This is a genomic window from Ornithinimicrobium cerasi (assembly GCF_003702705.1).
Classification (GTDB): domain Bacteria; phylum Actinomycetota; class Actinomycetes; order Actinomycetales; family Dermatophilaceae; genus Ornithinicoccus; species Ornithinicoccus cerasi.
Map to the genome: position 1 here is coordinate 22,475 of NZ_QZMN01000005.1, position 21,289 is coordinate 43,763.

At 71.8% G+C, this 21,289-nt stretch carries 20 protein-coding genes; 6 read left to right on the top strand and 14 right to left on the bottom strand.

Annotated features, from left to right (window positions below; translation table 11 throughout):
* Positions 1-26: 26 nt before the first annotated feature.
* From D4B81_RS06825 to dnaA, 8 genes are all read right to left on the bottom strand, one after another.
* Positions 27-719, bottom strand: a complete 693-nt coding sequence (locus tag D4B81_RS06825) for a DUF3566 domain-containing protein (RefSeq protein WP_237565865.1) — start codon at positions 717-719, stop codon at positions 27-29.
* Complete coding sequence (gene gyrA, locus D4B81_RS06830; protein ID WP_122261702.1) at positions 716-3,406, bottom strand: DNA gyrase subunit A; 2,691 nt, start codon at positions 3,404-3,406, stop codon at positions 716-718. The genes D4B81_RS06825 and gyrA overlap by 4 nt, the downstream gene beginning before the upstream one ends.
* Before the next feature lie 61 nt (positions 3,407-3,467).
* Positions 3,468-5,558: a DNA topoisomerase (ATP-hydrolyzing) subunit B gene (gene gyrB, locus D4B81_RS06835; protein WP_122261885.1), complete on the bottom strand. Its 2,091-nt coding sequence runs from the start codon at positions 5,556-5,558 to the stop codon at positions 3,468-3,470.
* Positions 5,559-5,783: 225 nt separating this feature from the next.
* Positions 5,784-6,353 carry a DciA family protein gene (locus tag D4B81_RS06840; RefSeq protein WP_122261703.1) on the bottom strand — a complete coding sequence of 190 codons (570 nt, stop codon included), beginning with the start codon at positions 6,351-6,353 and terminating at the stop codon, positions 5,784-5,786.
* Positions 6,350-7,609, bottom strand: a complete 1,260-nt coding sequence (locus D4B81_RS06845; protein WP_122261704.1) for a DNA replication/repair protein RecF — start codon at positions 7,607-7,609, stop codon at positions 6,350-6,352. Before D4B81_RS06845 ends, D4B81_RS06840 begins: the two co-directional genes overlap by 4 nt.
* Positions 7,610-7,631: 22 nt before the next feature.
* Positions 7,632-8,744 (bottom strand): phosphogluconate dehydrogenase (NAD(+)-dependent, decarboxylating), encoded by a 1,113-nt coding sequence (gene gnd, locus D4B81_RS06850; RefSeq protein ID WP_122261705.1) that lies wholly within the window; start codon positions 8,742-8,744, stop codon positions 7,632-7,634.
* A 72-nt stretch (positions 8,745-8,816) separates the two neighbouring features.
* Complete coding sequence (dnaN, locus tag D4B81_RS06855) at positions 8,817-9,950, bottom strand: DNA polymerase III subunit beta (RefSeq protein ID WP_097189379.1); 1,134 nt, start codon at positions 9,948-9,950, stop codon at positions 8,817-8,819.
* Positions 9,951-10,508: 558 nt separating this feature from the next.
* Positions 10,509-11,939 (bottom strand): chromosomal replication initiator protein DnaA, encoded by a 1,431-nt coding sequence (gene dnaA / locus D4B81_RS06860; protein ID WP_122261706.1) that lies wholly within the window; start codon positions 11,937-11,939, stop codon positions 10,509-10,511.
* Positions 11,940-12,391: 452 nt separating this feature from the next.
* On the opposite strand from dnaA, the gene rpmH reads away from it, so the two are divergent.
* The 6 genes from rpmH to rsmG are packed head-to-tail and all read left to right on the top strand — an operon-like array spanning position 12,392 to position 15,977.
* Positions 12,392-12,529 (top strand): 50S ribosomal protein L34, encoded by a 138-nt coding sequence (rpmH, locus tag D4B81_RS06865; protein ID WP_092667578.1) that lies wholly within the window; start codon positions 12,392-12,394, stop codon positions 12,527-12,529.
* A gap of 29 nt (positions 12,530-12,558) precedes the next feature.
* Complete coding sequence (gene rnpA / locus D4B81_RS06870) at positions 12,559-12,957, top strand: ribonuclease P protein component (RefSeq protein WP_122261707.1); 399 nt, start codon at positions 12,559-12,561, stop codon at positions 12,955-12,957.
* Positions 12,954-13,346, top strand: a complete 393-nt coding sequence (gene yidD, locus D4B81_RS06875; protein ID WP_237565866.1) for a membrane protein insertion efficiency factor YidD — start codon at positions 12,954-12,956, stop codon at positions 13,344-13,346. Before rnpA ends, yidD begins: the two co-directional genes overlap by 4 nt.
* 7 nt (positions 13,347-13,353) lie before the next feature.
* The gene (gene yidC / locus D4B81_RS06880) at positions 13,354-14,325 is read left to right on the top strand and encodes a membrane protein insertase YidC (RefSeq protein ID WP_122261708.1); all 972 of its coding nucleotides are present in this window, start codon (positions 13,354-13,356) and stop codon (positions 14,323-14,325) included.
* Positions 14,326-14,344: 19 nt separating this feature from the next.
* Positions 14,345-15,205 carry a R3H domain-containing nucleic acid-binding protein gene (locus tag D4B81_RS06885; protein WP_122261709.1) on the top strand — a complete coding sequence of 287 codons (861 nt, stop codon included), beginning with the start codon at positions 14,345-14,347 and terminating at the stop codon, positions 15,203-15,205.
* A 25-nt stretch (positions 15,206-15,230) separates the two neighbouring features.
* Complete coding sequence (gene rsmG, locus D4B81_RS06890) at positions 15,231-15,977, top strand: 16S rRNA (guanine(527)-N(7))-methyltransferase RsmG (RefSeq protein ID WP_122261710.1); 747 nt, start codon at positions 15,231-15,233, stop codon at positions 15,975-15,977.
* A gap of 23 nt (positions 15,978-16,000) precedes the next feature.
* Here rsmG and D4B81_RS06895 read toward each other — a convergent pair whose 3' ends face one another.
* From D4B81_RS06895 to sigM, 6 genes are all read right to left on the bottom strand, one after another.
* Positions 16,001-17,017: a ParB/RepB/Spo0J family partition protein gene (locus D4B81_RS06895; protein WP_122261711.1), complete on the bottom strand. Its 1,017-nt coding sequence runs from the start codon at positions 17,015-17,017 to the stop codon at positions 16,001-16,003.
* On the bottom strand, positions 17,014-18,078 hold the full coding sequence (locus D4B81_RS06900) for a ParA family protein (RefSeq protein ID WP_272914061.1): 1,065 nt from the start codon (positions 18,076-18,078) through the stop codon (positions 17,014-17,016). Before D4B81_RS06900 ends, D4B81_RS06895 begins: the two co-directional genes overlap by 4 nt.
* A gap of 135 nt (positions 18,079-18,213) precedes the next feature.
* On the bottom strand, positions 18,214-18,537 hold the full coding sequence (trxA, locus tag D4B81_RS06905; protein WP_097189387.1) for a thioredoxin: 324 nt from the start codon (positions 18,535-18,537) through the stop codon (positions 18,214-18,216).
* A gap of 43 nt (positions 18,538-18,580) precedes the next feature.
* Entirely contained in the window at positions 18,581-19,603 is a 1,023-nt protein-coding gene (gene trxB / locus D4B81_RS06910; protein WP_122261712.1) for a thioredoxin-disulfide reductase, read from the bottom strand.
* A 98-nt stretch (positions 19,604-19,701) separates the two neighbouring features.
* A complete protein-coding gene (locus tag D4B81_RS06915; RefSeq protein ID WP_122261713.1) occupies positions 19,702-20,577 on the bottom strand; it encodes a hypothetical protein in 876 nt (291 codons plus the stop codon).
* 154 nt (positions 20,578-20,731) lie between these two features.
* Entirely contained in the window at positions 20,732-21,289 is a 558-nt protein-coding gene (gene sigM / locus D4B81_RS06920; RefSeq protein WP_237565867.1) for an RNA polymerase sigma factor SigM, read from the bottom strand.

Genomic DNA, 21,289 nt, shown 5'->3' on the forward strand with positions numbered 1-21,289 from the left:
CTCGGGTGCGGGCGCACCCGGACGGGTCACTCGTCGGAGAGAGTCACCTGGGCGCCGCCCACGAGGGCCGCGCAGATGTTGTAGAGGAAGGCGGTCAGCGTCGCCAGCGCGGTGAGCAGGAAGACGTTGAGCACGCCCACCACCGCCGCCAGCGAGATGACCCGGCCGATGCCGAGGTAGTCCATCAGGTCGAACGACGCACCGCCGGTCTCGCCGCTGGTCACCTGGGTGAAGAAGTCGCTGACGGTCGAGAAGACGTTCATCCCGGACAGCACGGTCCACAGCACGGCGACCATGACCACCCCGGCGATGCCGAGGGCCACCGAGACCAGGAAGCTGATCTTCAGCACCGACCACGGGTCGATCCGCTGGGCCGTGAGCCGGACGCGACGAGGTCCGCCGCGGCGCGGTGCCGCCGTCCGGGGGGCACCGCTGCGTGCGGCGGACCCGCCACCCGTCCGGGCCGTCGACGCACGCCCGGCGGTGGCTCCCGCCGCGGAGCCGGACGCCAGCCCGGCGGAGGCGCCCTGGAGCGCGCGCGCCTTGCGGGCCGCGAGGTCGCGGCCCTGGGCCGTGCGGGCCAGGGCGCCGTCGCGCATCTTGGCGGCCGTCGAGCGCTCGTCCGCCGAGGGTGCGTCGGACCCTGGCCTCACGCGGGCGTGGACCTGGGTCTCGTCGCCGGAGGTCGATGCGCCGGCCTGGCTACCCGTGGTGCTCATTCATCGTCTCCCGTGCCGGACTCGTGGGGGGCGCCGTCCGGGTCGTCCCCGGTCGGTTCCTCCGACGGTACGCCATCGACCACGCTCGCGTCGTCGACCGCCACGTCCTCCTCGGCGGTCTCCTGGGCCCCGGCGAGCTCCTCCTCCGCCTCCTCGGTGGCCTCGGGGTTGCGGGCCACGGCCACGATCGAGTCGTTGCGGCCGGGGGTCGCGAAGATCACACCGGCGGTGTCGCGGCCGGTCTGGCGCACCTGGTCGATGGGCGAGCGCACCACGTTGCCGCGCTCCATGACCACCATCACCTCGTCGCCCTCGTCCACGGTCAGCGCGCCGACGAGGTCACCACCCTTGCCGTTCGTCTTTGCCACCTTGATGCCCAGGCCGCCCCGACCCTGCACCCGGTAGGCCGAGACCGGGGTGCGCTTCGCCATACCCGTCTCGAAGACGACGAAGACGAAAGGTTCCTCGCCCTCGGGCACCACGGACATGGACAGGAGGTCGTCGTCCCGGCGGAACTTCATGCCGGTGACACCCGAGGTCGCGCGGCCCATCGGGCGCAGCGCCGAGTCGGTCGCGGTGAACCGCACCGACTGCCCGCCGCGGGAGACCAGCAGCACGTCGTCCTCGGCGAACGCCAGCTGCGCACCGACCAGCTCGTCCCCGTCGCGCAGGTTGATCGCGATCAGCCCGCCGGAGCGGGGCGAGTCGTAGTCGGCGAGCCGGCTCTTCTTCACCAGCCCGTTGCGGGTGGCCAGCAGCAGGTAGGGCGCCTGCTGGTAGTCGCGCAGGGGGAGCACCGAGCGGATCCGCTCGTCGGGCTGGAACGCCATCAGGTTGGCGACGTGCTGGCCCTTGCCGGTCGGGCCGCCCTCGGGGAACTCGTAGGCCTTGGCCCGGTAGACCCGCCCCTGGTTGGTGAAGAAGAGCATCCACCGGTGGGTGCTGGTGACGAAGAAGTGCTCCACGACGTCGTCCGCGCGCAGGGCGGCGCCACGGCGGCCCTTGCCGCCCCGGTTCTGGGCCCGGTACTCCCGCACCGGCGTGCGCTTGACGTAGCCGCCCCGGGTGATCGTGACGACCACGTCCTCCTCGGTGATGAGGTCCTCCATCGACATGTCGCCGTCGAAGGGCACGATCCGCGTGCGCCGCTCGTCGCCGAACTTGTCGACGATCTCGGCCAGCTCGGTGGAGACGATCGAGCGCTGGCGCTCGGGCCGGGCCAGGATGTCGGTGAGGTCCTCGATCTGGGCCGCCAGCTCGTCGTGCTGGTCGATGATCCGCTGCCGCTCGAGGGCGGCCAGCTGGCGCAGCTGCATGTCGAGGATCGCCCGGGCCTGGACGTCGTCGATCCCGAGCAGCTCGACGAGACCCTGGCGGGCGGCGTCGGCCGAGGGGCTGCGGCGGATGAGCGCGATCACCTCGTCGAGCTGGTCCAGCGCCGCGAGCAGGCCGCGCAGCACGTGGATCCGGCGCTCGGCCTCGTCCAGCCGGTAGCGGGTGCGCCGGACGATGACCTCGATCTGGTGGTCCACCCAGTGCCGGATGAACGCCGACAGCGGCAGCGTGCGCGGCACCCCGTCGACCAGCGCCAGCATGTTGGCCCCGAAGGACTGCTGCAGCTGGGTGTGCTTGTAGAGGTTGTTGAGGACGACCTTGGCGACGGCGTCGCGCTTGAGCACGATGACCAGCCGCTGGCCCGTCCGCCCGGAGGTCTCGTCGCGCAGGTCCGCGATCCCGGTGAGCTTGCCGTCGTTGACCAGCTCGGCCATCTTGCGGGCGAGGCTGTCCGGGTTGACCTGGTAGGGCAGCTCGGAGACGACGAGGCAGGTCCGCCCCTGGATCTCCTCGACCTCGACGACGGCCCGCATGATGATCGAGCCGCGCCCGGTGCGGTAGGCGTCGTCGATCCCCTTGCGGCCCATGATGAGCGCGCCGGTGGGGAAGTCCGGCCCGGGGATGATCTCGATGAGCCGCTCGAGCAGGTCCTCGCGGCTGATCTCCGGGTTCTGCAGCAGGAACTGGGCGCCGGCGGCGACCTCGCGCAGGTTGTGCGGCGGGATCTGGGTGGCCATGCCGACGGCGATGCCGGCGGAGCCGTTGACGAGCAGGTTGGGGAACCGCGCCGGCAGGACCAGCGGCTCCTTGTTCTTGCCGTCGTAGTTGTCGCCCATGTCGACGGTGTCCTCGCGGATGTCGCGCACCATCTCCATGGCCAGCGGCGCCATCCGGCACTCGGTGTAGCGCGGCGCCGCGGCCGGGTCGTCCCCGGGGGTGCCGAAGTTGCCCTGACCCTCGATGAGCGGGTAGCGCAGCGACCAGTCCTGGACCAGCCGCACCATCGCGTCGTAGATGGCGCTGTCGCCGTGCGGGTGGTAGTTGCCCATGACGTCGCCGACGACGCGCGCGCACTTGTTGAAGCCGCGGTCCGGCCGGTAGCCGCCGTCGTACATCGCGTAGAGGACGCGCCGGTGCACCGGCTTGAGGCCGTCGCGCACGTCCGGCAGGGCGCGCGCGACGATGACGCTCATCGCGTACTCGATGTAGCTCTTCTGCATCTCGGCGTTGAGGTCGACGACCTCGATCTTGTCCGTCTCGCCGGGGGAGCGGTCGACCGGCGCCGTGGTCGGGTCGGGGTTGTCGCTCCCCTGCTCGTCCTCGGGCAGGTCCGGGGTCTCGTCGTCAGCCACAGCTCACCTTGGTCTCGGGGTTCTTCGGTATGTCGTCGGTCGGGCCGAAGGGCCCGTCCCGTCAGATGTCCAGGAAGCGGACGTCGCGGGCGTTGCGCTGGATGAAGGAGCGCCGTGACTCGACGTCCTCGCCCATGAGCACGGAGAAGATCTCGTCGGCGGCGGCCGCGTCGTCGAGGGAGACCCGCAGCAGCACCCGGGTGTCCGGGTTCATCGTGGTCTCCCACAGCTCCTGGTAGTTCATCTCGCCCAGGCCCTTGTAGCGCTGCATGCCCGAGTCCTTGGGCAGCCGGCGGTTGCGGGCGAGCCCGGCCTGGACGAGGGCGTCGCGCTCACGGTCGGTGAACGCGAACTCGTGCTCGGCGTTGGTCCACTTGATCCGGTAGAGCGGGGGCTGGGCCAGGTAGACGTAACCGGCCTCGATGAGGGGGCGCATGAAGCGGAACAGCAGCGTCAGCAGCAGCGTCCGGATGTGCATGCCGTCCACGTCGGCGTCGGCCATCAGCACGATCTTGTGGTAGCGCGCCTTGGCGATGTCGAAGTCCTCGCCGATGCCGGTGCCGAAGCCGCTGATCAGCGACTTGACCTCCTGGTTGGCCAGGATCTTGTCGATCCGGGCCTTCTCGACGTTGAGGATCTTGCCCCGGATCGGCAGGATCGCCTGGTTGAACGGGTTGCGGCCGCGGATCGCCGAACCGCCGGCGGAGTCACCCTCGACGATGAAGACCTCGGAGACCACCGGGTCGTTGGACTGGCAGTCCTTGAGCTTGCCCGGCAGGCCGCCGGACTCCAGCAGCCCCTTGCGGCGGGTGGCGTCGCGGGCCTTGCGGGCCGCGAGCCGGGCCGTCGCCGCCTGGACCGCCTTGCCGATGATCTGCTTCCCCTCGCGGGGGTGCGCCTCCAGCCAGTGCCCGAACTGGTCGGTCATCGCGGTCTGCACGAAGCCCCTGACCTCGGAGTTGCCGAGCTTGGTCTTGGTCTGTCCCTCGAACTGCGGCTCGCCGAGCTTGATCGAGATGACCGCGGTCAGCCCCTCGCGGACGTCCTCACCGGTGAGGTTGGGGTCCTTCTCCTTGAGCAGCTTGTGCTCCTTGGCGAAGTCGTTGACCAGGCGGGTGAGCGCCGCCCGGAAGCCTTCCTCGTGGGTGCCGCCCTCGTGGGTGTTGACCGCGTTGGCGTAGGTGTGCACCGACTCCGTGTAGGCGCTGGTCCACTGCATCGCGACCTCGAGCGACATCATCCGCTCGTCGTCGCGCGTCTCGAAGGCGATGACCTCGTCGTGCACCGGCTCGGTGCGCTTGCTCCTGTTGAGATGCATCACGTAGTCGAGCAGGCCGTTGTCGTAGCGGTAGGTGACCGACCGTGCCTTGGTCCCGCCCGGGGAGGGGCTGTCGGTCTCGGCAGGGGTGCCGTCGTCCTCGTCCCCGAAGTCGTCGAGCGCGTCCTCGGGGGCGGGCTCCCTCGGTCGCTCGTCGGTGAGCGCGATGGTCAGGCCCTTGTTGAGGAAGGCCGTCTGCTGGAAGCGGGCGCGGATCGTGTCGTAGTCGAAGAGGACGCTGTCGAAGATGTCGGCGCTGGGCCAGAAGGTGATGGTCGTCCCCGTCTGCCGCTCCTCCTCGGTCTGCGCCTCGCGCTCGGCGAGCGGCGCCTGCGGCACACCGAGGTGGTAGGTCTGCGTGAAGACGCTGCCCCGCTGCCGCACCTCCACGTCGAGACGCGAGGACAGGGCGTTGACCACCGAGGACCCGACGCCGTGCAGTCCGCCGGACACCTTGTAGCCGGCGCCGCCGAACTTGCCTCCCGCGTGCAGCTGGGTCAGCACCAGCTCGACCGCCGGCACCTTCTCGATCGGGTGGATGTCCGTAGGGATGCCGCGGCCGTCGTCGCGGACGCGCACCGCCCCGTCGGGCAGGATCGTGACGTCGATGCGGTCGGCGTAGCCCGCGAGGGCCTCGTCGACGGAGTTGTCGACGATCTCCCAGACCAGGTGGTGCAGGCCGCGCTCGCCCGTGGACCCGATGTACATCCCGGGGCGCTTGCGCACCGCCTCGAGCCCCTCGAGGACCTGGATGGCGGACGCGTCGTAGGCGGAGGCGGTGGCCAGGGACGGCGGTTCGCCCTCCTGCGGGGTCGTGTCCGGGAGCTCGGGCATGGCAGGCTCGTCAGGGACGGTCGGACCGGTCGTCGGCACGCGTCGCTCCTAGGGTGGGGAGAAAGAGGGCAACCTTGCCCATCCTACCGTCGCGGGATCGATAATCCCGCATTCCACAGGCCCGATCCGGCCCGTGGCGGCCGATCTGACCGGCCCGGGGCCAGGTGTTCCATCCCCACCATGCCGACGGGGTGCTCGGAGGCTCTGCGCGCGTTTCTTCGGGGCTCACCCGTAGGTGTCGCGCGGCCCCCGTCCGCCCGACGAGAGCGGTCCTTTCCGCCAGGACGGTCCGCCCGGTGAGCGGACCACGATCTCGGTCACCACCCCGACCCCCACCTCGGTCTCGATGCGGCCCAGCACGGTGGAGGTGAGCAGCCGCATCTGCGTGGCCCACGCCGTCGAGAGGGCGCGCACGGTGAGCACCGAGCCCTCGAAGGCGACCACCTCGACGTTGGCCGCCACCTGCTCCCCGACGATGGCCGGCCACCGGCCGACGACGGCACCGACCTGGACGTCGCTGTCCCAGCCCCGGGTCGAGACGAGCCGGTCGATCTCGGCGCCGACGAGGTGCGGGTCGCGGTCGTCCCGGGACTCACGGGGCGCCTCACCGACCGCGCGGCGACGACCTGCCCCGGCAGGGGCCCCGGGACGGAGCCCGCGCCGGCGGGCGCTGCGCCGGGCCCGGGCCAGGGCGTCGTGCGCGGCGTCGAGCGGGTCGGGCGGATCGGCTGGCGGGTCGGGCGGGGTGACGGGCGGGTCGAGCTGCGGGTCGGTCGGAGGGTCGTCGGTGCTCACCGCGCGGCCACCGCCCCCAGGGTGACGTCGAGGATCTGGCCGGAGAGGAGCCGCTCGGGCACGTCCTGGACCACCGCGGCCGTCACCAGCACCTGCTCGCAGTCGACGACCAGCTCGGCCAGGCGCTCACGACGACCGGTGTCCAGCTCGGCGAACACGTCGTCGAGCACGAGCACGGGGTCGGTCCCCAGGTCGTGCCGCAGCAGCTGGAAGGCGGCCAGCCGCAGGGCGAGCGCGAGGCTCCACGACTCACCGTGGCTGGCGTAGCCCTTGGCCGGCAGCTCGCCCAGCGTGAGCACCAGGTCGTCGCGGTGCGGACCGACGAGGCTCACCCCGCGCTCCTGCTCCTGGGTCCGCACCTGGGCCAGGCTCTCGTGCACCGCCCGGACGAGGTCCTCCTGGTCGGGGACGTCGCCGGCGGCGAGCGCGGCAGCCGTCGGCTCCGCGAGGCTGGAGCGGTATGCCGCGTCCGCCCCGACCGTCCCGTCGTCATCGTCGTCGCCACCGCCGTCACCGCCGCCGCCGCCGCTGATCGTGCGGTAGGCCTCGTGGAGGTAGGGCCGCAGGTCGCGCAGCAGCCGCAGCCTCGCGTAGACCAGCGCACCGGCGATGCTCGCCAGCTGGTCGTCGAAGACGGCGAGGGTCGCCAGCGCCGAGGAACGGGCGTCCTCGAGCGACTCGCCGGGGGAGAGCCGGGGGCCGGAGCCGGGGCGGGGCGCGCCCGCGCGTCGGGGGTCACGCCACAGGTGCGCGGCCGAGCGCAGGAGCGCGTTGCGCTGCCGCAGCGCGCGGTCGTAGTCGGACCGGACGGCCGCCCAGCGCGGTTGCCGGGCCACGAGGAGGTCGTCGAGGAAGCGGCGGCGCTCGGCGGGGTCGCCCTTGACCAGCGCCAGGTCCTCGGGGGCGAAGAGCACGGTCCGCAGGGTGCCCAGCACCTCGCGCTGGCGCGTCACGGGCGAGCGGTTCAGGCGCGCCTTGTTGGCCCGGCCGGGCACGATCTCCAGCTCGACCAACGACTCGTGCCCGTCACGCACCACGGTGGCGCGCACGATCGCGGTCTCGGCCCCCGCCCGCACCAGCGGTCCGTCCTGGGCGACGCGGTGACTGGCCAGCGACGCGACATACCCGGCCGCCTCGACGAGGTTGGTCTTGCCCTGGCCGTTGCGGCCCAGCAGGACGGTCACCCCCGGGAGGAGGTCCACCTCCGCGGAGGGGTAGCTGCGGAAGTCGGTGAGCGAGAGCTGACGCAGGTGCACGACGTCGCGGCGGGACCCCGACTCAGGCGTCGGTGCCGGACCGCTCGGCGTGCTCCCCGGTCTCGCCGGAGCCCGAGGTCGGACCGGCCTGCCCGCCCGTCGAACCGCTGCCCGAGCTGGGTCCGGCCTGGTCGGCATCGGCGGCGTCGGGCGCAGCCTCGGTCTCGTCCGCGCCGGGACGCTCGCCGTCGTCGTGCTTGGGCTCGGCCCCGCGGTGCACCTCGACCTGGCCCTCGTCCTTGCTGGCAGCGTCGTCGAGCAGCTTGACGGCGTGCCCCCCGAACTGCCCGCGGAGCGCGGCGACGGCCTGCATGGCGGGGGAGTTCTCCTGGCGGGAGGCGAAGCGGGAGAAGAGGGCGGCGCTGATGACCGGCATCGGCACGGCCATCTCGATGGCCTCCTCGACGGTCCAGCGACCCTCGCCGGAGTCGGACGTGTAACCGCTGACGTTCTCCAGGCCCGGCCGCTCGTCCAGCGCCTTGACGAGGAGGTCCAGCAGCCAGGAGCGGACGACGGTGCCGCGGCTCCACGCCTGGAAGCAGCCCTTGACGTCGGTGACGATGTCCTTGGCGGTGAGCAGCTCGTAGCCCTCGGCGTAGGCGTGCATGAGGCCGTACTCGATGCCGTTGTGGACCATCTTGGCGTAGTGGCCGGCGCCGACCTCCCCGGCGTGCACGAAGCCTTCCTCCCGCGGCCCCTCCGGGCGGAGGGCGTCGAAGATCGGCATCGCGAGCTCCACGTGCTCGGCCCGACCGCCGCACATCAGGCCGTAGCCGTTCTCCCGGCCCCAGATCCCGCCCGAGACGCCGCAGTCGACATACCCGATGCCCCTGGGGCTCAGGATCGCGTCGAGCTCGACGTCCTCGGTGAACTTGCTGTTGCCCCCCTCGATGACGAGGTCCCCCTCCTCGAGCAGGTCGCCGAGCTGCTCGACCGTGGCGCGCGTCGGCCTGCCGTGCGGGACCATCACCCAGACGACCCGCGGAGCCTCCAGCGCGCCCACCAGCTCCTCCAGGGAGGAGACGTCACGCAGGGACTCGTCGAGGTCGAAGCCGACCACCTCGTGCCCCGCCGCGCGCAGCCGCGCGCGCATGTTGCCGCCCATCTTGCCCAGGCCGATCATGCCGATCTTCATTGCTGTCGCGTCTCCTCGGGAGTCTCGGGTGCCGTGCCAGGGGGTGTGCCGCGCAGCTGCGGCCGGCACCGGTCAGCCGGCGAAGCGCACCGGCATCAGGACGTAACGGTAGGACTCGTCGGACTCGCCGTCGACCTCAGCCTGTCCGGAGAGGACCGCGGGGCGGGAGGGCTGGGTGAAGGCCATCCGGGCGTAGGGGGCGCCGAGGACGCCGAGACCGTCCAGCAGGAACTGGGGGTTGAAGGCGATCTCGATCTCCGGGCCGGTGAGCGTGGCCTCCACGGCCTCGCTGCCCTGGGCGTCGTCACCGGTGCCCGCCTCGATGGCGACCTGGCCGTCGGTGAAGCGCAGCCGGACAGGGGTGTTGCGCTCGGCGACCAGCGCCACGCGACGGACGGCCTCGACGAGGGCCTGGGTCTCGACGACCGAGACGCTGTCGACCGAGCTCGGGAAGATCGAGGTCACCTTGGGGTACTCGCCGTCGAGCAGGCGGGTGGTGGTGCGACGCTGACCTGCCTCGAAGCCGACGAGGCCGTCCGAGCGCGACCCGTCCCCGAAGCTGACGTTGACCGACGCCGACGCACCCAGGGCCTTCGCCGTCTCGGACAGCGTCCGGGCCGGGATCAGGCTGACCTGGCTCGCGTCGGAGGTGTTCGGGCTCCAGGTGAGCTCGCGCATCGCGAGCCGGTAGCGGTCCGTGGCGAGCATGGTGACCTTCTCGCCGTCGATCTCGACCCGCACCCCGGTGAGGATGGGCAGGGTGTCGCCGCGGTCCGCGGCCACCGAGACCTGGTGCACGGCCTGGGTGAAGACGTCCCCGGCGACGCTGCCGCTCGCCTCGGCCTGGGTCGGCAGCTGCGGGTAGTCGCTGACCGGCATCTGGATCAGCGAGAACCGGCTGGAGCCGCAGGTCAGCTGGACCTTGGCGCCCTCGGTCGAGACCTCGACCGGCTTGGAGGGCAGGTTGCGGGCGATGTCGGACAGCAGCCGGCCGAGCACGAGCACCTGGCCCCCCTCGGTGACGTCCGCCTCGACGGTCACGGTGGCCGAGACCTCGTAGTCGTAGGCGGACAGGGTGAGGGTGCCCTGCTCGTCAGCGGTGAGGAGGACGCCGGCCAGGACCGGGACGGGAGGACGGCTGCTGAGACCACGGACGACCCAGGCCACGGCCTCGGAGAGGACATCGCGCTCGACTCGGAACTTCACGACACAAGGCCTTTCGGCTCACCGGGACAGATTGTCGGCCGCGACACGTCCACCTGACGAAGCGCGCGGGAAGTGCAGCATAGCGCCGCAGCGTCCGGGCGGTTCGGTGTCCTCCTCCGGCCCGGCGCCCGTCCGACCCCAGGGACGTGGGACGAGATTCTCCTGGTCAAGGGATTCGTCGTCGTCGTAGGGCCTGTGGACAGTGTGGACGAGCGGCCCGGAGCGGGTCGTCCTCGCAGGTCCGCGGCCCTGCCGGGTGCGAGTTCACCCTGTGTACACGCGGTGGGCCGGCCTGGGGACGCCCGCTGTCCGCTGTGGACGGACGGGGCCCGTCCACACGGCATACCCCGGTCCGTCGTCGTCGTCCCCAGGCTGACCGGCGTTGATCCGGAGCTGTCCACAGGGTGGTGCACAGGCGTCGACCAGGCCGCGGGGGCGCCTCGGTCGGGGGAGGTCGGGGCAGATGTGACGACGGTGAACGGTGAGCAACAACTCACAGGGTTATCCACAGGTGTGGACAACCCTGGACCGGGGCGTCGTCCCCCGACGCCGCGCACCTCAGCGCGAGCTGGACCTGCGGATGATGCCGGTCAGCTCGGTGATCTGGTCGTAGAGCTGACGGCGCTCGCCCATCTGCTGGCGGATCTTGCGCTCGGCGTGCATCACCGTGGTGTGGTCGCGCCCGCCGAACTCGCGACCGATCTGGGGCAGCGAGAGGTCGGTGAGCTCGCGGCACAGGTACATCGCCACCTGGCGGGCGTTGACCAGCATCCGCGAGCGCGAGGTCCCGCAGAGCTCCTCGAGGGAGATCTGGAAGTAGGTGGACACCTCGGCCATGATCGTCGCCGCCCCGATCGCCGCCGACTCGGTGGTCGGGATGATGTCCTTGAGCACGTGCGCCGCCAGCGCGACGTCGGCGGGCCGGCTCGACAACGACGCGAAGGCCGTCACCCGGATCAGCGCCCCCTCGAGCTCGCGGATGTTGGAGGAGATCTTGGAGGCGATGAGCTCCAGTACGTCGTCGGGCAGCTGCATCCGCTCCTGGGCGGCCTTGCGCTGCAGGATCGCGATCCGGGTCTCCAGGTCGGGCGGCTGGACGTCGGTGAGCAGTCCCCACTCGAACCTGCTGCGCAGCCGCTCGGCGAAGCCCGAGAGCTTCTTCGGCGGCTGGTCGGAGGTGATGACCACCTGCTTCTCGCTGTTGTGCAGCGTGTTGAAGGTGTGGAAGAACTCCTCGATCGTCTGTTCCTTGCCCTGCAGGAACTGGATGTCGTCGACGAGGAGGAAGTCGACGCTGCGGTAGCGCTGCTGGAAGGCGCCGGCCTTCTCCTCGCGGATGGAGTTGATGAAGTCGTTGGTGAACTCCTCGGAGTTCACGTAGCGCACCCGCACGCCGGGGTACATGTTGCGGGCGTAGTGGCCGATGGCGTGCAGCAGGTGGGTCTTGCCCAGGCCGGACTCGCCGTAGATGAAGAGCGGGTTGTAGGCGCGGGCCGGCGACTCGGCGACCGCGAGCGAGGCGGCGTGGGCGAAGCGGTTGGAGCTGCCGGCGACGAAGGTCTCGAAGGTGTACTTCGGGTTGAGCCGGGCGTCCTCGACGCTCGTCTGGACCGTGGAGCCCCGGCTGCCCGGTGGCCGGGCGTGCTCGATCTCCTGCGGGTATGCCGTGCCGGACTCCGCGGGCGCGCTGCTCTGGTCGTCCTGGGCCTCGACCTGGCGGCGCAGGTCCTCGTCGACCGTGATGGCCAGCCGCACCTCCTGCCCGAGCTCGGCCGAGAGCGCGTCCACGATCGGCTGACGCAGGCTCGTCTCCAGGGTCTCCTTGGTGTGGGGATAGGGCACAGCGAGGAGCGCGGTGCCGTCCAGGAGGCCCACGAACCGGGTCAGGGCAAGGAAGGCGCGGTCGCGCGGGGGCAGGTCCCCGGACTGGAGGGAGGAGATGACGCGCTGCCACACGGCGGTCGGGTCGACCGGGGACTGCTGCGTCATCGGGAGGTTCCATCCTTCGGGTCGGTCCAGTATGCCCTGCACGTCCGACCCGTCCACAAGGTTGTCCACAGGTGTGGACGGAGGGTGGACAGCGGAGCCGAAGGCGTGACGCTAACAAGGCCTGCGCCCGGTCCGCAAGTGGCTCGGTCATCATTTCTGGCATCCTCGGCGTGTCGCGGCAACGGGCGGCGCGGCGCGGGTCGACCATGTCAGGTTGACCCTCGGGCGGCGCCTCCACGTCGCGGGTTTGACCGGTGCGGACCCCCTCCCGTACCGTGGACTCGGCCGATCTACCGGCCGCTTTCGCCTGCCCACGGGCGCGCGTGTCCGCGCGGTGGGCTTTCGTTGGCGGCCGGACCGACCGCCCCAGACCACCGGGCCGGCACCGCAGCACGCGGCGTCGTCCTGTCCACGGACGTCCTCGGACGTCCCCGTTCCCCGGAGCACCAGCCATGAGCAAGCGCACGTTCCAGCCCAACAACCGTCGCCGCGCCAAGAAGCACGGCTTCCGCCTGCGCATGCGCACGCGTGCCGGTCGCGCCATCCTGGCGGCGCGTCGCCGCAAGGGCCGCTCCGAGCTGTCCGCCTGAGCGGACCGAGGGCCGTCCGGCGCCTCTCGATGCTCCCGCGCCAGCACCGTCTGACCCGACCTGCCGACTACCGCGCCGTGCTGCGCGGCGGGGACGGGCGGCGACGCCGCCGTGCGGGGACCGACCTCCTCGTCGTCCACGTGGCGATGCCCACCGGCATCCACCCGGATGACGCCCCTGACGACCACCGACCCACGCGCCCGCCGCGCGTGGGTCTCGTGGTGTCCAAGGCGGTCGGCGGATCGGTTGTGCGTCACCGGGTCCAGCGACGGCTGCGGCACCTGCTGAGGTCCCGTCTCGCGGCCCTGCCGTCGGGGGCCGACGTCGTCGTACGCGCCCAGCCGTCCTCGGCGCAGGCCTCCTCCGCGCAGCTCGACGCCGCGCTCGAGCTGGCCCTCGCCCGGGCCGGCGTGGGGGCGGCCCGATGACCACCGGGTCCGCCGAGGGCCAGATGCGGGACGTGCACCGTGGGGGTGTCCCCACCGGTGAGCGGCGCGCCGTGCTCGCGCTGCCCCTCGTCTGGCTCGTCCAGCTCTACCAGCGCACCGTCTCCCCGCTGCTCGGGCCGGTCTGCCGCTACTACCCCTCGTGCTCGGCGTACTCCGTCACCGCGCTGGAGCGGTTCGGACCCGTTCGGGGCAGCTGGCTCACCGCACGCCGGCTCCTGCGCTGCAACCCGTTCGCCCGCGGCGGCGTCGACCACGTGCCGCCCCGGTGCTCCCGCGCCGTCGGCGAGCCACGCCATACCTCCGGCCTCCCGCGACCTGCGGTCGCGACGGCCCCCACCCCGGTGAGCGACCCTCACCACCGACACTGAGGACCCCATGGGATTCTTCGACGCGATCCTCTTCCCCTTCATCTGGTTCGACTCCGCGATCCTCGTCGGGTTCGAGTGGCTGCTCACCCGTGCCGGCCTGCCGGACACGAGCGGGTGGACCTGGGTGCTGGCCATCGTCGGCCTGGTCGTCACGCTGCGCGCGCTGCTGACGCCGCTGATGATCCGCCAGATCAAGAGCCAGCGCCGCCTGCAGATGGTGCAGCCGGAGCTGGTCAAGATCCAGGCCAAGTACAAGGGGAAGAAGGACCAGGCGTCGCAGAAGGCGTTCCAGGAGGAGACGTTCGGCCTCTACCGGGAGGCCGGGGCCAACCCGTTCGGCGCGTGCCTGCCGATCCTCATCCAGATGCCCTTCTTCTTCGCGCTCTTCCGGCTGCTCAACACGGCCGAGACGGTGGCCGAGTCGCGGATGGAGCCACTGGGTCTGTTCACCCAGGAGCTGGCCGCCAAGATGGCCGGCTCCGACATCTTCGGGGCGGGGCTGACCTCGACGTTCCTGCACGACCAGGACATCTCGGCCAAGATCCTGTCGTTGGTCCTCATCATCGTGATGTCGATCACCCAGTTCATCACCAGCCACCAGCTGATGCGGCAGAACATGTCGCCCGAGGCGTTGAACAGCCCGATGGCGCGGCAGCAGCAGATCCTCATCTACATCCTGCCGATCGTCTTCGCGGTCACCGGGGTGAACTTCCCGGTGGCGCTGCTGATCTACTGGACGGTGAGCAACTTCTGGACGATGGGGCAGCAGTTCTTCGTCATCCGCAACATGCCAGCGCCGGGCTCCCCGGCCGAGCAGAAGTACCGCGACCGGATGGCCCGCAAGGGTCGCGAGGCGGTCGGGATCCAGCTGAAGAACCCGAACCTCATCGCCGAGCGCAACGCCGTGGACACCGACACGGTCCGCCAGAGCGGCCAGCGTGTCCAGCCCAAGAGCAAGAAGCGCGCCAAGAAGCGCTGACCCCGAGGAGACCACGCACATGAGCACCACGCCCGAGACCCGGACCGAGACCGCCACCGACATCGAGAGCGACGCCGGCACCGACGTCGAGAGCGACGCCGGCACCGACGTCGATACCGTCGCAGAGACCACGGACCTGAGCGTCGACGACCTGTCGGAGACGACCCCGCCGAGCGCCCACGAGCCCCAGGACCCGGAGGAGGCCGTGGGCGACGACGCCCCCGAGCCGGTTGGCGCCGGTGCCCCCGACCTCGACCTTGAGGGGGACGCCACCACGGCAGTCGACGCCGACCCTGACGACGAGGCCGTCGTGGGTGGCGACGCCGGCGACCCGGACGAGGACGCCCCGGAGGCTGAGGAGGCCGTCGCCGGGACCGAGGCGCCGGGGGGTGGCAAGGCCCCGGCACGCACCGAGCAGCTCGTGCGCGAGGGTGAGATCGCGGCCGACTTCCTGGAGGCCCTGCTCGACATCGCCGACCTGTCCGGGGATCTCGAGGTGGACATCGAGGGCGACCGCGCGGCCATCGCGATCGTCGACTCCGAGGACGGGGCCGCCCCGCGCCGGCTCGTCGGGCCGGGTGGCCAGGTGCTGGACGCCCTCCAGGAGCTCACCCGACTCGCCGTCCAGGCGGAGACCGGCGAGCGCACCCGCCTGATGCTCGACGTCGCCGGCTACCGCGCTGACCGGCGCTCGACGCTGGTGACCAGCGCCCGCCACGCGATCGCCGAGGTGAAGAAGTCCGGGCAGCGTCGCGAGCTCGAGCCGATGACCGCGTTCGAGCGCAAGGTCGTGCACGACGAGGTCCTGGCCGCCGGGCTGCACTCGGAGTCCGAGGGCGCGGAGCCGTCGCGCTACGTCGTCATCCTGCCCTCGGCCTGACCTGCGGGGGGCGAGGCGCGCGGGCATGAGCGAGATCCCCGAGCCGGTCACCGCCGCCCCTCCGCCGCCGGCGGAGGCCGCCGACGTCTTCGGCGACCAGCTCCCGCTGGCCCGCAGGTATGCCGATCTCCTCGCCACCACGGGCATCTCCCACGGGCTCGTCGGCCCCCGGGAGGCACCCCGCCTGTGGGAGCGCCACCTGGTGAACTGCACCGTGATGGAGAGCCTCCTCCCGGTCGGGTCGAGCCTCATCGACATCGGTTCTGGCGCAGGGCTTCCCGGGCTAGCGCTCGCGGTGGCCCGACCCGACCTGAGGGTCCGTCTCGTCGAGCCGCTCCTCCGCCGGACGACGTGGCTGGAGGGAGCGGTGGACACGCTCGGCCTGGGCGACCGGGTGAGCGTCCACCGGGGTCGGGCGGACGAGGTCTCGCTGACGGCGCCCGTCGTCACCGCCCGGGCGGTGGCCTCCCTGGACAGGCTGGTGCGCTGGTCCTTCCCGCTGCTGGAGCCGGGTGGGCGGCTGCTCGCCCTCAAGGGCGAGGCCGCCCAGCGTGAGCTCGACGAGGCCTGGCCCCTGCTGCGGGACCTGGGGGTCACCGCCGCGACGGTGCACGTGGTGGGCGAGGGCCGGGTGAGCGAGCCGGTGCGGGTCGTGGAGATCGTCCGGCCGGCGGACCCGCCGCGCGGAGGTGGCCGAAAGGGCCGACGGCCCGGGACCGGGAACGGCACCCCGCGGCGGCCTGGCGGCCGCGGGGCGAGACGCGGGTCCTGAGGGCGCGGGGGGCGGCTCGCGGGTCAGTCGGTCGTCAGCGCCGCGACGATGCGGTCCAGGTCGTCCTGGTCGGCGAACTCCACGGTCAGGCGTCCCTTGTGGCGGCCCATGACCACCTGCACCCGGGTGTCCAGCCGCTGGGAGAGGTCCGAGGCGACGCGCTGCAGCTCGGGGGCGGGTTCGTTCCGGCTGCGTCCGCGGCGGGCCCTGGGCTCGGAGTCGCCTCCGAGCACGACGATCTCCTCCACCGACCGGACGGAGAGCCCCTCGGCGACGATGCGCTGCGCCAGCCGCTCCATGGCGGCACCGTCCTCGAGGCCGAGCAGGGCGCGCGCGTGACCCGCGGAGAGCACGCCGGAGGCCACCCGTCGCTGGACGAGCGGGGGGAGCTTGAGCAGGCGCAGAGTGTTGGAGATCTGGGGTCGGGACCGCCCGATCCGGGCCGCCAGGACCTCGTGGGTGCAGCCGAAGTCCTCGAGCAGCTGCTGGTATGCCGCCGCCTCCTCCAAGGCGTTGAGCTGGGCCCGGTGGAGGTTCTCCAGCAGGGCGTCCCGCAGGAGGTGCTCGTCCTCGGTGAGCCGGACGATGGCCGGGATGGTGTCCCTGCCTGCCTCACGCGAGGCTCGAAGCCGTCTCTCGCCCATGACCAGCTCGTAGAGCGCATCGCCGTCCCCGCCGTCCTCCGGTGGTACCGGTCGGACCACGATGGGCTGGAGGACCCCGAGCTCGCGGATGCTCGTCACCAGCTCGGCGAGCTCGTCCTCGTCGAACACCTGGCGCGGCTGCCGCGGGTTGGGGCGGATCGAGTCGATGTCCAGCTCGCCGAACCGGGCGCCGGGGACGGGCGCGAGCTCGGGTCGGTCGGCGTCGCCAGGGCCGTGGGCGGCCGGCAGCGAAGGGTCCTGCACGACGACGTTTCCCGTGAAACCGTCACCGTTGGACCGGGGGAAGAAGACATCGCTGGGTCGGTCTCCCGTCTGTGTCGAGGGGATGAGGGCACCGAGCCCCTTGCCGAGACCGCGTCGCCGGTCGCTGCTCATACGAGAACCTCCTGCTGCCGCATCTGCGCGGCCGCTTCCATGTAGGACAGGGCACCGGAGCTGGCCGGGTCGTAGGTGATGACGGTCTCCCCGTGGCTGGGCGCCTCACTGATCCGGACCGAGCGCGGGATGACCACCCTCAGCACCTTCTCGCCGAAGTGCTCACGGACCTGGTCGGCCACGTCCGAGGCGAGGCGGGTACGAGCGTCGAACATGGTGAGCAGGATGGTGCTCACCTCCAGGTCGCTGTTGAGGTGCTGCTGGATGAGCTCCACGTTCTTCAGCAGCTGGCTCAGTCCCTCGAGCGCGTAGTACTCGCACTGGATCGGGATGAGGACCTCGCGGGCGGCCACGAAGGCGTTGACCGTCAGCAGCCCGAGGCTGGGTGGGCAGTCGATGAGCACCATGTCGAACTGCTCGTCGGGGGCACGGGAGTCGAGGAAGGCGGTCAGCGCGCGTCGGAGCCTGTTCTCCCGGGCGACGAGGGGCACGAGCTCGATCTCGGCACCGGCCAGGTCGATCGTGGCCGGCACGCACCACAGCCCGGGGACCTGCGGCGTCTCCCGCACGACGTCGGACATCGGCACGCCGTCGATGAGGACGTCGTAGATGCCGGCGGTCCCGCTGAGGTGCGGGATGCTCAGCGCCGTGCTGGCGTTGCCCTGGGGGTCCATGTCGATGACCAGGACACGCAGACCGGCGCGGGCCATGCTTGCGGCGATGTTGACCGCCGTGGTCGTCTTGCCGACACCCCCCTTCTGGTTGGCGACCGTCAGGACGCGGGTCCCGGACCAGCCGACGGATGGTGCGGGGAGGGGCGTTTCACGTGGAACAGGGGCCGTCTCCCGGGATTCCGGGGCAGGGGTGGAGGTTTCACGGGAAACCTTGCCGTCGCGAGCGCCCTTGCCCGGGACGGATGTTTCACGGGGAACGGAGAGCGGGGGACGGTGAGCGCCCGGCCAGCCCAGCCCGCCGTGGTCCTCGAGAAGATCCTCGTCGGAGGCGACACGCAGCCCACCGTGCTCCGGCCAGCCCAGGGCGCGATGTGGAGGGGTAGTCATGAGGTCCACATCCTCTCACGACGGAACCAGGTCACAGCGGAGGCCAGGACGCGCCACAGCCGTCCACAGGGTTGTGGACAACCCCGGTGGACGGCTGTGGATAACGCGGGGCACGGCGCCCCTGATCTGCCGGTCTCAGGCGGTGAACTGCTCCATCTCGGAGGCCAGCTTCTTCTTGGGGAGCGCGCCGACGACGGTCTTGACGACCTCGCCGCCGGAGTAGACGTTCATGGTCGGGATGCCGGTGATGCCGTACTGGCGGGTGACCTCGGGGTTGTCATCGGTGTTGAGCTTGACGACCTTGAGCTTGTCGCCCCACTCCTCGGACAGCTCCTCGAGGATGGGGGCGATCATCTTGCAGGGTCCGCACCAGGGCGCCCAGAAGTCGACGAGCACCGGCCCGTCGTGCTGCAGCACGTCCTCGGTGAAGGTGGCGTCGGTGGTCTGCGTGATGGCCATGGGGGTGGTTCCTTCCGTTCGCGGGATCTGGGTCGAGGGTAGGTCAGTGGGCCGACAGGGCGACGGCGACCTCGGTGGGCAGCTCGTCGTCCAGCGCCGACAGGTAGCGCTCGGCGTCCAGCGCGGCGGCGCAGCCGCTGCCGGCGGCGGTGATGGCCTGCCGGTAGGTGTGGTCCACGAGGTCACCGCAGGCGAAGACGCCGGGGACGTCGGTCGCGGTGCTGCGGCCCTGGACGAGGACGTAGCCCTCCGGGTCCAGCGCGACCTGCCCCTGGACGAGCTCGTTGCGGGGGTCATGGCCGATCGCGATGAACAGGCCGGTGGTGGGGTGCTCACGGGTCTCACCGGTGAGCGTGTCGCGCAGGGTGATGGAGGCCAGCTTGGGCCGGCCGTTCAGGGCGGTGACCTCGGTGTTCCAGACGAAGCGGATCTTCGGGTCGTTCATCGCCCGCTCGGCCATGATCTTGCTCGCACGCAGCTCGCCCCGGCGGTGGATGACCGTCACCGAGCTCCCGAAGCGGCTCAGGAAGGTCGCCTCCTCCATCGCGGAGTCGCCCCCGCCGACGACCACGATGTCCTGGTCGCGGAAGAAGGCGCCGTCGCAGGTCGCGCACCAGGAGACGCCGTGACCGCTGAGCTCCTTCTCCTCGGGAAGACCGAGCTCGCGGTAGGCGGAGCCCATCGCGAGGATGACCGCCCGCGCGCGGTGGGTGGTGCCCTCCGCGTCCGTGACCGTCTTGACGGTGCCGGCGAGATCCATGGCCACGACGTCGTCGCGCACGAGGGTGGCGCCGAAGCGCTCGGCCTGCTCGCGCATGTTCATCATCAGCTCGGGGCCCATGATGCCCTCGGCGAACCCAGGGAAGTTCTCCACCTCGGTGGTGTTCATCAACGCACCGCCTGCGGTCACCGACCCCTCGAAGACGAGGGGGGCGAGGTTGGCACGGGCGGCGTACACGGCTGCCGTGTACCCCGCCGGCCCGGAGCCGACGACGATGATCTCGTGGACCGCACCCTCCGCGTCCGGGGAGGGGCTGCCGGTCTGCGACGGGAGCTGGATGGTCATTGTGTCCTTCCTCGGGGCACGGGGAGACCCGGGCGGTGTGGCGTGGTTCCTACGCTCAACCGATCCTAGGGCCGTGGTGTTCCCTGCCGGACCCGTGGTCAGCGGGGAAGGACCGCGTCCGCGAGAGGCTGGACCGAGGGGTTGACCGCGCACTCCCCGGGCATCAGCCAGGCGTGACCGTCCCCGTCGCCCTGCCGCGCCCAGAGCACGACCGCGGGCTGCTCGCCCAGGGTGGCCGGAGCGGCATACCACTCCTCCCACCCGTCCTGGTCGGCGACGGCGGACCAGCACGACTTCGCCTGTGCCGCAGTCAGACCGGAGGACTCAGCAGGTGACGCGGGGGCGGTCATCGCGTCGTCCACGCGCTGCGCCAGCTGGTCGGCGTCCAGCGGGCCCAGGGAGGGCAGGATGAGCGGGTCGGCCGGTACGGCCCCGTCAGCAGCGACGCCGGCACCACCCTCGTCCGCGGCACCGCCGGCACCCCCGGAGGAGTCGTCACCAGCAGCCTCCGCACGTTCCTCCTGCGCGTCCGCCTGCTCCTCGTCGGCAGCCCCACCACCGGCGTCCGATCCCTCCTCGTCGGCGGATCCTGAGGCGGGGGCGAAGGCGGCGGTATCCGCCCCGCCCACGACCCCGGACCCCAGCAGGTCGCTCACGGTGACAGCGGTCACCAGCAGGCCGGCGGCCGCCGCGCCGAGGATGATGACGGTCCGGCCGGGGCGCCGTCGGGTGCGCTCGGCCCCCAGGTCCACGACCCGGCCCCCGTGCGGGGTCCCGCGCTCGTCCCCGAAGGGGGCCTCGGGCCGGCGGTGGGCGAGCTCGACCGCCAGTCGGGTCTCGATACGGCGGACCAGGTCCTCCGGCATGGGGCCGGGCTCGGGCAGGGAGCGGAGGAGGTCACGGATGCCGGTGGGGTCGACGTCGTCCGTCCCCGGGCTGGGGGCGGATCGGTGCCCGTCGTCGCTGGGCGTCACAGGGTGACCTCCTCACGGTGCTCGCACTGTGGATGGTGGCGGGGTCCGGCCGGACCGCGGTGCCGGACGTCGCGAGCCGGGTCAGGCTCACTCGGGTACGACGCTCGGGAGCCCGTGCGGGTTCCCGCAGCAGACGCGACCCCTGTCGCGACGCTCATCGTGGGTCCTCGGCGTCGTGACCGTGGGGGGAGACGAGGATCGCGGCCATCGCCTCCCGCCCGCGGGAGCAGCGCGACTTGACGGTGCCCTCGGCGACCCCCAGCACCGAGGCAGCCTCCGCGACGCTGAGGCCGTGCATGTCGACGAGCGTCAGGGCCAGGCGCTGACCCTCGGGGATCTGCGCCAGCGCTGCCTGGACGTCGAGCCGCACGTCGACGCTGTGGTGCCGGTCCCGGGGCTCCACGGGGTCGTGGTCGGCGAGGTCGGAGGTGGGACGCACCCGGCGCAGCCGGTCCAGGCTGGCATTGACGGTGATCCGGTGCAGCCAGGTGGTGACCTGGGAGTCCCCCCGGAAGGAACCGGCCCGGCGGAAGGCGTTGAGGAAGGCGTCCTGGACCGCGTCGGACGCGATCTCGGGGTCCCGGGTGGTGCGGAGCGCGAGCGCCCACATCCGGTCCCGGTGGCGGCGGAACAGCTCGCCGAAGGCGTCGGGGTCCCCGGCGGCGTGCCTGCTCAGCAGCGTGGCGTCGTCCAGGTCGGTGAGCGCGTCCAC